The 11,737-nt window shown below is 44.4% G+C and carries 4 protein-coding genes; 3 read left to right on the forward strand and 1 reads right to left on the reverse strand.

Annotated elements, in window-relative coordinates; all coding sequences use genetic code 11:
- The first annotated feature begins 10 nt into the window (after nucleotides 1-10).
- The 3 genes from M3I01_RS11085 to yjgA are packed head-to-tail and all read left to right on the forward strand — an operon-like array spanning nucleotide 11 to nucleotide 2,189.
- Nucleotides 11-280, forward strand: coding sequence for an HPr family phosphocarrier protein (locus tag M3I01_RS11085; protein WP_255895938.1), 270 nt, complete (start codon nucleotides 11-13; stop codon nucleotides 278-280).
- Nucleotides 281-293: 13 nt separating this feature from the next.
- Nucleotides 294-1,646 (forward strand): magnesium transporter, encoded by a 1,353-nt coding sequence (gene mgtE / locus M3I01_RS11090; protein ID WP_275565098.1) that lies wholly within the window; start codon nucleotides 294-296, stop codon nucleotides 1,644-1,646.
- A gap of 6 nt (nucleotides 1,647-1,652) precedes the next feature.
- A complete protein-coding gene (yjgA, locus tag M3I01_RS11095; RefSeq protein WP_255895939.1) occupies nucleotides 1,653-2,189 on the forward strand; it encodes a ribosome biogenesis factor YjgA in 537 nt (178 codons plus the stop codon).
- A 481-nt stretch (nucleotides 2,190-2,670) separates the two neighbouring features.
- Here yjgA and M3I01_RS11100 read toward each other — a convergent pair whose 3' ends face one another.
- The gene (locus M3I01_RS11100) at nucleotides 2,671-11,709 is read right to left on the reverse strand and encodes a non-ribosomal peptide synthetase (RefSeq protein WP_275565070.1); all 9,039 of its coding nucleotides are present in this window, start codon (nucleotides 11,707-11,709) and stop codon (nucleotides 2,671-2,673) included.
- Between the last annotated feature and the right edge of the window lie 28 nt (nucleotides 11,710-11,737).

Raw genomic sequence — 11,737 nt, forward strand, 5'->3', positions numbered from 1 at the left:
GAAGTAAAGCATGCAGGAAGAGTCCATCACCATCATAAATAAACTTGGCTTGCATGCTCGCGCTGCTGGCAAATTAGTGGAAACAACGTCACGCTTTTCTTGTGATATCACCATAGAAAAAGACAGTCGTAATGTAGACGGCAAAAGTATTATGGCAATGATGATGCTTGCCGCTGGAAAAGGAACGAACATTCGAATCAAAACCAATGGAGAAGATGAAAAAGAGGCAATCAAAGCCGTTGTTGAATTAATTAACAATCGTTTTGGTGAAGACGAGTAACCCGACAATGTCAATGTCAGAGAAAACCACTCTCAATCACCTTAAAACGGTCACCGAATCCCTTGAATCCGGCGCCACAATGCAAACCCGTTATTTACTTAATGGGGCATTGCCAGCGCAAGACGTTGCCAGACTATTAGAGTCCTCACCCCCCAAAGAGCGTAAATTGCTCTGGGAGCTAATCGAAGCAAAGAATGAAGGCGAGGTTCTACAATACCTCAGCGAAGATATTGGCGTTCAATTCATGAAGAATATGGATACAGAGCGACTTATCGCCGTATCCGAACATTTCGAAAGTGATGACTTAGCCGATTTATTACAACACTTACCAGAAAAAGTCGTAACAGAAGTTCTAGCTTCCATGAGCTCGCAAGACAGAATGCGAGTGGAAGCATTATTAAGCTATTCGGAAGATTCCGCCGGTGGTTTGATGAATACGGACACAATCACCATCCGTCCGAACATCACTGTCGACATTGTTTTTCGTTATTTACGCAGACATTCAAAACTACCAGACATGACAGACAGCTTACTGGTTGTCAGCCGCTCAGACCGACTGTTAGGAACACTTCCTCTTACCAAGCTTTTAGTTTCAGACATCAACGACACCGTTCGTGACATCATGGAAACTGAATTTACCGTTATTCACGCCGAAACACCTGCCAGCGAAGTCGCTCAGCTCTTTGAAAAAATGGACCTTGTGTCTGCACCTGTCATTGATGGCACGACTAAGAAACTGCTTGGTCGTATCACCATCGATGACGTGGTAGATGTTATCCGAGATGAAGCAGAACACTCCATGCTGAGCATGGCAGGCCTTGATGATGATGAAGACACCTTCTCCCCCATTATGCAGACGACAAAAAGACGCGCCGTTTGGCTTGGGATCAACCTCATCACCGCGTTTATTGCCTCATACGTCATAGGCCTCTTTCAGAACACATTAGACCAAGTCGTGGCATTAGCCATACTCATGCCGATTGTCGCCAGTATGGGGGGGATTGCCGGATCTCAGGTATTAACACTTGTCATACGCGGTATCGCACTAAATCAAATAGGCTCCGCAAACACCCGATGGCTCTTGAACAGGGAGATTATAGTTGGACTCCTTAATGGCATCCTTTGGGCGACCGTCATTGCTGCATTAACCGCGCTTTGGTTTGACAACATTAAAATTGCCTATATTATTGCGAGCGCAACCATAATTAACCTGCTATTTGCCGCTACCACTGGTACACTTCTGCCAATTATGCTGAAAAGATTCGGAATTGACCCGGCTCTTGCTGGCAGTGTTATTTTGACCACCGTGACCGATGTGGTTGGGTTTCTTTCCTTCCTCGGTCTCGCTACCATTTTTCTAATATAGGTTCCCATGACAGACTTTGATCAACTTGAAAATGACGACGAACTCCCTAAAAGCAAATCCCAAGTCAAACGCGAAATGGATGCCTTGCAGGAAGTTGGTAAAAAGCTATTAAGCCTGAGCAAAAATCAGCTTAAAAAAATTGAAATGTCTGACACATTAAAAAATGCCATTGAAGAGTCTGGACGCATAAAGCAAAATGAAGCGAAAAGAAGGCACTTACAATACATCGGCCGAGTAATGCGTACAGAAGATCACGAAACGATAGCACAACGTGTCGCTTTACTTGATACAACATCAGCAGCCTATAACAAACTATTTCATCAACTAGAAATAAAACGCGATGCGCTCATTGGCGAGAACAGTAAAGAAGTCTTGTCTCAATATTTAGATGACAACCCTAATCTGGAAGAGATTCAGTTACTTAGGCAGCTCATTCGACTTTCCCAAAAAGAAGCATCACAAGATAGCAACACGTCTAATCGTAAAAAGCTCTTCCGCCTTTTACGCGAAGTTGAGGAAAAGCGTCTTGGTTTAAAAGACTAATGCGAAACCGCATTAAGTAACATATCTCTTCCTAAAATGCGTCGACTATTATTGTTAAGCCAGTATGAAGTTCATACTGACTTTTTCGTCTGCAACTAATTTTATTCTAACCCTTTTTATTACACGCCTATAACACCAGAAAAAAAGAGAAGACGGAAAGCCAGGGAACATCGTCACCCTACGTTGTCTCATTAAGTGATTTTGTCGATGGACCCACTGCCTTTCATTTCTGGTGGGAGGGTGTTGTTTAGGTTGGCCTTTGATAAGAAATAATTAAGGCAGCAACCCTGAATGGACTGCTGCCTTATAGATCATTCTCGAGCTTTGAAGAATGTCAGAATGGAGTCGATTGGCATCCAAAGCGTGGAGGTGTGCTCTTCTTTCTGGAGGAAGATAAGTCGCGATGTTGATAAAATTCAACGACCGTATCATCTTCATCTTTGATGTCTACCAATAGACCAATAACCCCCCATGTTCTCGTTTATTTGTCTGTCATTAACCGCATAATGTGTTTTGCCCCTTCCCCCTGTAAAATAGAATAGTGATCTGCAGTAATGCCGTGATACTGGATTTGACCAAGATATGGCTGCCAACTGGCTTTAACTCTTTCATCATCTATATGCTGGGTTGCTATACAAAGTAACGTGTTAGCGGCAACCTTCCCTTGGGGCTGAAACGCACTAATCGCTGCCGCATTTTTTCGACATGCCGTTATGACCCGCTCAATGTACCATTGCGCCTGACTTCTCTCCTCCTGCTGAGATTGTCGTTTTGATAGTGGATAGAGGGTGTTAGCCACCTCTTCAGGCGAACTTTTAGGGTTAAGCTTTCCCTTCAAACGTGGGTATTGTTGAATGATTTCATCAATAAACACTTTATTATCCAAAACTGGCCCTGAGTTCTGAACGCCGCTCAGTGTAGGCGGATCAATCATGACTAAAGGCACTGATTGCCCCAGTTTTTCCAGCATGCGCGTCATTTGCCACGCGATAAATGCGCCAAAAGACCAACCAATAATACGCACAGGTTGATAGGATTGAATGAGATCGACATAGTGCTCCGCCATCGCTTCAACTGTCATCATCTGCGCTTGTGGTGTATTCGGTGACAGCAAGGGGTCTCTAATACCATAAATGGCTCTGCCATCAGGCATCACATCAATCCATTCCCTATAACCCATAAGATCTCCGCCAATGGGATGGATCACAATATCACAGCCTAGTGAACCATCTCCTTCTTTCAGGCATGTGATAATCCCCTCCTCCAAATGGCTTATCACATTCGCCTCACTTGATGTACTAAGTACCTCTTCGATACGGCGAATGGTCACATTTTGGGTGAGATCCGCGAGTCTCACTTTATTCGGAAATAGGACATTAATACCATCGAATAAATCCAACAGTGTTAGCGAATCCCCCCCCAAGTCGTAAAAACATTCGTCTTCATCAACCTCGTCAAATCCCAAAATATCGGTAAAAAGAGAGCTAAGATAGACAGAAGTCGACATGTCTTTTGAGTGGTTCTTCAGACTATCGGCAACGTTAGAATTGCCTGCATGCAGAGTCGAGAAAAAGCGCTTTGCATTTTGATGCGCCAGAGGTGATATCAAATACTGAGCATCACCACCGTTCACAAGAGTATCTAATAATGCAACACCTTGAGCAGGTGAAATCGAAAAGTCGATCTCCTTAACGTGTTCGGCCATTCCTGTACCTCGCCAGGTTGGCCAATTAATACTGATAAATTGAGGACCATCTATACGCTGATTTTGCATCTTGGCGTATAAATCTAAAAAGTGATTGGCAGCACAATAATCTGTCTGTCCCGCAACCCCATGCACCGCCGACATTGAAGAACAATAAGCGATAAATTCGGGTTCCAATATCAATAGTTCCGAATCAATATTAATGGCTCCGAGAATCTTAGCGGCCATATTAGCCGTTGCCGCTCCAGGCTCCATCAATCGTATCATTCCTCCTCCCGCCGACCCTGCTGCGTGGATAATACCTGTTACCTTACCAAACTGACCCAATACTTGGTTGGCCACATGCACCATATCTTCGCGTTTTGACACATCGCAGCGTAATTGCTGTATTGATTTTCCGGGATGAAGAATGGTCTCTGTAGCCGTTCGTGAAAGTAAAATCACGCGGGCGTCTCTAGTTGCCTGCAAATGCTCAGCAATAATTTGACCTATCCCCCCCGTTCCACCCGTAATTAAGTAAACGCCATCACTAATAAATTTTTTCGAAGGTGACAAATATTGAGGTAGCGTTTGATATTCTTTGCGCCAAACGTACCGACCTCTTACAGCAAAATGGTACGCGTCATCCGCCGGATTCTGCTCAAGTCCTTCAATAGCGTACAGTAAATGCTCAGAAGATAGCGCTGGCAGTATATCCAATACCCTATACTCAATGCGCTCAAGCTCTAATGGGATAGTTTGTGCCAACCCTAGTAACAAACCTATATTGGGATTAAGGGTTTCTTCACCCAATACATTGGCACTACCAGAAACGACGTTAATCAAGAATAAAGGTTGCCGTTGTGGTCGCTGTTCCCAAACCTGTAGCAGAGTAACAATGGATAACAAAACCTCGCCAGATCCCATATGCATTGGATTTCCCTCTGGATCTTGGTCACCAAATGTCATATTCACTATCGTCAGAGGCTGGCTAAATAAAGACAGAACTGGCAACCGCTCAATAGCCGATGAAATACCATCGATGTATTGAACCTGATGCCCATTAGCTCGCAAACCACTTGTTACACTTTTACCCCGTTCGTGAATATCATCTATCACTAAGTACTGTTTTTGGTTAACGGAATGCCTCTGAACGCTATAAGCCCTAACCCACTGCTCCTGCATCAACCACTGTGATTCCGGAAGCGGATCAAAAGACGCTTGCTCTGGTAACACGTCAACACTACCGAGCTCACTCTGATCACAGTGCCATTTACTAAGGTACGTTTGGCAGTTAAAGGAAAAACTGGCTGCATCCCAAGCAGGTGCCTCACTAGCGGGTCTATAATCTTCTGGCATTGAACTCAATATGGCATGTGCATTGGTTCCACCCATACCGAAACTGCTCACGCCGGCGAATCTATTCGCCCCTCTCCACGGCCTGCTGGTACTATTGAGGTAAAACCTTGACGCACTGAAATCTATATTGGTATTGGGAGTATCAGCCCATAAGGTAGGAGGAAGAACTGAGTGATACAAAGAAAGCGCCGTGCGGATAAACCCTGTTACGCCTGCCGCCGACCCTAAGTGCCCCATCTGACTTTTGACCGATCCCAACGCGCAAGTTCCTGAAGTTTGTTGCTGGTTGCTATTTTCCGCAAATGCATCGCTTAGCGCTTTCATTTCGATAGGGTCACCCAACTCTGTGCCAGTACCGTGTGCCTCTACGTATGAAATCTGCTCACTGGTCACGCCCGCATTACGCTGCGCTTGCAGCAATACATTTATTTGCCCTTGCACTGAAGGGGCGTAATAGCTCACTTTATCATTGCCATCATTATTAATGGCACTCCCTTTGATGACGGCATAAATGCGATCGCCATCCGCTTTCGCCCTAGTGAGTAGCTTTAACACGACGATACCCACACCATTGGCAGGTACCGTTCCACTTGCACCTTGGCTAAACGGTTTACAATGACCGTCACGAGAAAGGATCATTCCTTGACGATAATGATAGCCTTCAAGCAGCGCCATATCTGCATTGGTTCCCCCTGCAAGACACACCTCACTGTCACCACTTCGTAGTTGTTGACAAGCTTGGTGAATCGCAACGAGTGAACTCGAACACGCTGATTGTACTGTGATGGCCGGGCCTTTTAAATTTAAGTGATACGCTAGTCGAGTCGCTAGGTGGTCCTTCTCATTAAGTAGGGAAAGCTGGTAACGATCCGGTGAATCACCTTCGGTGGAGCGTTCAATAATGCGCTGCTGATAACTGTTGTCACTGGCACACATCACCACGCCTATCTTGTGGTTAGACGAGTCTGGTGAAATACCGGCATTTTCAAGTGCATGCACCGCACTCATTAATCCGTGCCGATGTTGAGGGTCCATTAATTTAGCTTCTTGATCAGACAAGCCAAAATAACCGGGGTCAAAATCAGCCAACCCACTCATACTCGATATAACGCCCATCCAGTTATCATCTTGATGAGCTGAGGAGTCAAACGTTTCAATGCATTCCTTACCCGACTTAATGGCCTGCCAAAACTCCGCCAAATTATCAGCACCAGGCAGGCGCACCGCCATACCAATCACCGCTACCTCATCTTGATAAGTCGATTGCATTGGCGCTTTATGATGCACCGGCTGGCTTTCTTCCAACTGTCGATTCGGGTAAAGATTTTTTTGTAGGTGCTGGGCAAGAGTTGAAATAGATGGGTAATTAAAAAGATCCACCAAAGCAAGCACTTGGCCGTCGGGCATAAGGCGATTGTCTTTGACGAGCTGACCGTGCACTTTCATCAATAATAGGGAGTTTGCGCCAGCTTCAAAAAAACTTTTTTCCAAGTCAATCGAATAACCGAGTACGGAGGTAAACGCGGTATTAATGATGGTAGAAATCATGTCAACATTGAATATATCAACGGCTAAGTTATCTCTTGTTTTACGGATCGCCTTCGATGGTGTCGAAAAATCGGGAGACGGAAATGCTGCTCGATCAATTTTACCATTGTTTGTTATTGGGAAGGCTTCGACACAAATGCATAAAGCCGGCACCATGTAAGCAGGTAATGCCGCCTTGGCCATTTCAGACAGTTCTAAGGGCAGCTGTTCATTCCCTTGTTTAGATTTAACATAAGCAATTAACAGTTGTTCGCCATGCGATGCGGTATGTGTTGTAACAATGCATTGTTCCACATTTTTATGCTGGCAAAGACAATTTTCGATTTCACCTAATTCGATCCGAAGCCCATTAATCTTAACTTGAAAATCTTTGCGGCCGATAAGCTCAACCACACCCTCTGGCAACCACTTAGCTAAGTCACCACTTTGGTACATTCGCTCACCATTAATTGCAAATGGATCGACCGAGTATCTTTCATTGGTTAACGTAAGGTTATTGAGATAACCTCTGGTCACATTTTCCCCCGCGATGTACAGTTCACCAACGATACCAATAGGCACCATGTTTTTGTGTTCGTCCAAAATGTAAAGTCGGTTATTGTCGAGGGGCTTACCGATATGGATTCGATCAGTATCTAATTTAATTTCAGCACCAGAGCAATAAACGGTGGCTTCTGAAGGTCCGTATAAATTAAAAAGCCTCGCATCATTGTCACCACCAAGCAGTAAATCTCGTAATTGATTCGTTAAATGGTCGCCTCCGGTGATCATTCTTAAACGGTCAGTGGGTTGCCAACCAAAATCCATTAGCATCCGCCAAGTCGCTGGCGTAGCTTGCATGATAGAAATGTCTAAATGTTTTTGGCACGCAGCAAGTTTGGCAGGAGTATGTACCTCGTCCCAATCTAAAATGGCAACTTTCGCCCCGCAAATAAGAGGGAGATAAATTTCCGTGACATGAATATCAAAACTCAAAGAGGTAATTGATGGAATGGTATCTTGTGCCGAAAAACCCAACATATCCTTTAATGAAAACAAAAGGTTACTGATATTTCTGTGTTCGATCATTACCCCTTTGGGTTGACCTGTGGTCCCGGACGTGAAGATAACAAAGGCGAGATTCTTTGGACCGAAAGACTGTGGTCTAATTGGATCCTGAATCGGTTGTGAACCTATCGACTCCCATAATAAATCATCTAATAATAAGACATCATTAACGCCGTCACCCAAGCCCTCCTTAATGGCTCCACAAGCTAACAGGATATCCGCTCCGCTCTCTTGGATTATATTTTTTAACCTGTTAACTGGGTTGCGCGAATCCAATGGTAAGTAAGCGGCTCCAACTTTTAATATAGCGAGAACCCCGAGCACTGTATTCAATGACCAAGCACCTACTAGACCAACAATATCACCTGGACCTGCGCCTAAATCGATTAGTTTATGGGCTAATTTATTAGCGCGAATATTAAGTTCTTGGTAAGTAAGGTGATGCCGACGATTATCACCTTCAAGCCATACACAAGCTATTTCGGCTGGCGTACGCTGAACCTGAGCTTCAAAAAGGTCAGGGAAAGTAAGCTCCTTCGGGTAATCAACCTGAGTATCATTCCAACGCTTTATTTTCGCCTGTACGTCATCTGACACTAAAGCAATACGGCTAATATCTTTGTGTGGAGCTGCCAATACGTCATCGATAATGTCGTGAACGCTATCATTGGCTAATAAACCTGCATGAAGATGACTCTCTTCGGCCGAATGCGTTAACTGGCCTAGATGCGTTGAAAACTCATCCGTAAACGAAAGCAAATAGGATTGAAATTTGGATAAAATCCAATCCGCCACTTCGCTGTTGAGCAAAGACGTATTGTATTCCAAACAAAGGCCAGCCGAGCCGTTGTTCTCGGTAATAAACAAAGTCATTGGAAATTTGGCCTCACCGTTAAATCCGGTTTCAGCCTGAATGTTTGTCAATGGAAACTGAAGGTGACTTAGATCTGTGTTTTCGAGCACCATCATACAGTCAAACAATGGATTCATTGACGTTCGTCGCGGTAACATTGAAACAATATCTTCAAAATCAATATCTTGATTCTTCTGTGTTTCGACTACATGTCGGTGAACGGCCTGGATATAGTGATCGACCGTCATCATGGGATTGATATCCGTATGAAAAACACTGGTGTTGACGAACATTCCTATTAGCTGTTCATAATCACCTGCCCCTCTATTTGCGATGGGCGAACCGACAGAAATAACATCACGCTTAAAATATTGGCTTAATGCCAAACTATAGGCAGCAAGGGTATAACTGAAGAGGGTAACACTTTCATGCTTAACCGTTTCTTTTATGGTTTGCCATTGCGCAGAGTCAATGTGTGATGTTGCAATCGCACCTAATTGCGCCGACGCGCCGGTTTGCGCAAATAACGGTGCATTATCCGCTACATTATCAATTCTATGTTGCCAGTACTTATGCTGAACAAGAAGCTCATTTGACTGTCTGTATTCACGTGAAAAGGCGCAAAAATCATCATAAGTATTACGCAATTCAGGCAGGACTAATGGCTCACCCGTCACTTGCGCCAAATACAATTGGCTTAACTCTTCAAGCAACACATTCAGACTCCAACCATCAATAATAAGGTGATGAAAGGACATGGCGAGGATTTGTGTATCTTCTCCCTGAATACTAAATAGGCGAAGATTAGCTAATACCCCCTTTTCAATATCAAATACTTGGCAGGAAAACCTATTTAACGCTACCAAGAGATCTGTTCTCTTTATCTGTTGCTGGTTTATCTTAACTAGCCCTGCGTTCATCTCACGAGTAACGGCGAATATCTCTCCATTTTCCAATTCAAAACAACTTCTGAGGGTAGCGTGCCGCTCAACCAGATGACGCCATGCTTCTTGAAGAGCACCATATTCCAGCGGTTTGTCTAAGTAAAAAAAATACGGTGCGCTATACGCGCTAGACAAAGGATTCAAATAGTACAAAAAAGCCAACCTTTGCTGCTCTGCCGACGCTAAATATTTTGCAGGCGTAACTTTTGCTAACTCAGTGAGCTGATGGCTAATCTTTGGTTTCTTTTCAAGTATCGCAAATAACTCCAGCAAAGAAATAGGCTGCAAGATTTCACCGACAGTAACACCGATTGAAAGTCGATTTTTCAGAGCAGAAGCGAGTCTCATGGCTCTTAATGAATCGCCACCAGATTCGATAAAGGTTAGATCTAAAGCCGGCAGTGAGGAAATCCCCAATATCGTTGCGCATTGATTAGCAATGGCTAATCCTCTATCAGGCGCGCATTGCAGGATTAATCTTTCTTTTTCTACCAAGCTCATGGTCGCGGATAACAGCTCTTCAGACTGCATCACGCTCAATGCTTTTCTGTCTAGTTTACCGTTTGCGTTTAAGGGGATATGAGTAACAGAAAAAAAGCGGTGTGGCGTCATATAATCAGGTAATTGTGAACGCACATGGCCACGTATTTCGGACTGGGTTAACACAACATCAGAAACCAAATAGGCATGTAAATCCGCACTGTTATTTTCTTGGACAACCGCCAATGTTACCGCTTGAGTCACCTTAGGGTGAGAAAGTAATTGATTGTCTATTTCGGAAGTTTCGATCCGGTGACCACGAATTTTTACTTGTTGGTCGGCGCGACCTAAATACTCGATCTGCTTATTCCCATTAATAAGCGCTAAATCCCCTGTGCGATACCAGCGTTTTGATGGATCTAACCAAGACAAGTGAACAAATTTCTCACTGGTAAGCTTAGCATCCTTGTTATAGCCTTGAGCAAGCCCCTCTCCGGAAATATATATTTCACCTTGCTCCTCCATTTCCGCCAATCTATCCTGACCAACAACAACGATAACTTGAGTACGCTTAATACTTTGACCAATGGGTACTCTGCCAACTTTTATATAATGATCGACCAACGCACTGTCTAGTGGGTAACACGTACTAAATGTAGTGCACTCTGTTGGACCATAACCGTTATACAGCTGAGAAGTTAACTGACCACCAATACGTTGGCATGCTTGATAATATACTTTAGCGGATAGTGGCGTGAACGCCTCCCCCCCTACTACTACATGTTTGATCTTGGTGACTTGCTGTACTTTTACTTCCACCAAAAGGTTAAATAGTGACGCGGTGATGAAAGCCACGTCCAAATCGCTGTTTTCAATTTTTTCGGCAAGCCGATCCGTATCGGTCAGTTCTGCCTGACTAAACACCACCAACGTGGCGCCATTTAACAGTGATCCCCAAACCTCAAAGGTCAACGCATCAAAAGTAGGATTGGCGAAGTTGGCCATCCGATCCCCTGCCGAAAGGGGCACATAAGTTGGCTGGCAAGCTACATTTAAAACCCCGCGCTGTTCAACTAAAACACCTTTGGGTTCCCCGGTAGACCCCGAGGTAAAAAAGATACAAGCAAGTGGATTGGTTTGTTTAAGAAGGCGCACATCAGCCCCCAGCTCGACAGACTCAATTAAGCTTTCTGCCTGAAAAGCACGGATATTTTCCTGATGATAATCGTCAACGTTATTCGCTCCCGTAACGATACACTTAGCATCCGATAACGACAGAACGCGTCGACGCCGGATAAGGGGCGCGGTGGGATCAAGAGGCACATAACAGGCGCCACACTTAAGAATCGCCACCAAGGTAGCCGTCAACAATAGTGATCGAGGCAGACTAACCGCTACCTGACCACCACCGATAACCCCATGATTAATAAGGTTAAACGCGATGTTATCCGACAGTTTATCCAACGATTGATAGCTGGTTAGTTGCTCACCCTCCTCAACGGCGATGTACTCTCCATATTGCTGTACGATATGGCGAAATTGCTCGACAATAGAGACTTCAGCCCCTTCTTCTAACAGTTTGTCAAAATTTCTGATGTCTTCCATTATATTATCTACTCATCAAGTCTAAACG

It is taken from the genome of Marinomonas maritima (assembly GCF_024435075.2).
In the GTDB taxonomy this organism is placed as follows: domain Bacteria; phylum Pseudomonadota; class Gammaproteobacteria; order Pseudomonadales; family Marinomonadaceae; genus Marinomonas; species Marinomonas maritima.

Coding starts and splice junctions, on each gene's coding strand:
- M3I01_RS11085 (WP_255895938.1), top strand. CDS start 11: ATGCAGGAAGAGTCCATCACCATCATAAATAAACTTGGCTTGCATGCT.
- mgtE (WP_275565098.1), top strand. CDS start 294: ATGTCAGAGAAAACCACTCTCAATCACCTTAAAACGGTCACCGAATCC.
- yjgA (WP_255895939.1), top strand. CDS start 1,653: ATGACAGACTTTGATCAACTTGAAAATGACGACGAACTCCCTAAAAGC.
- M3I01_RS11100 (WP_275565070.1), bottom strand. CDS start 11,709: ATGGAAGACATCAGAAATTTTGACAAACTGTTAGAAGAAGGGGCTGAA.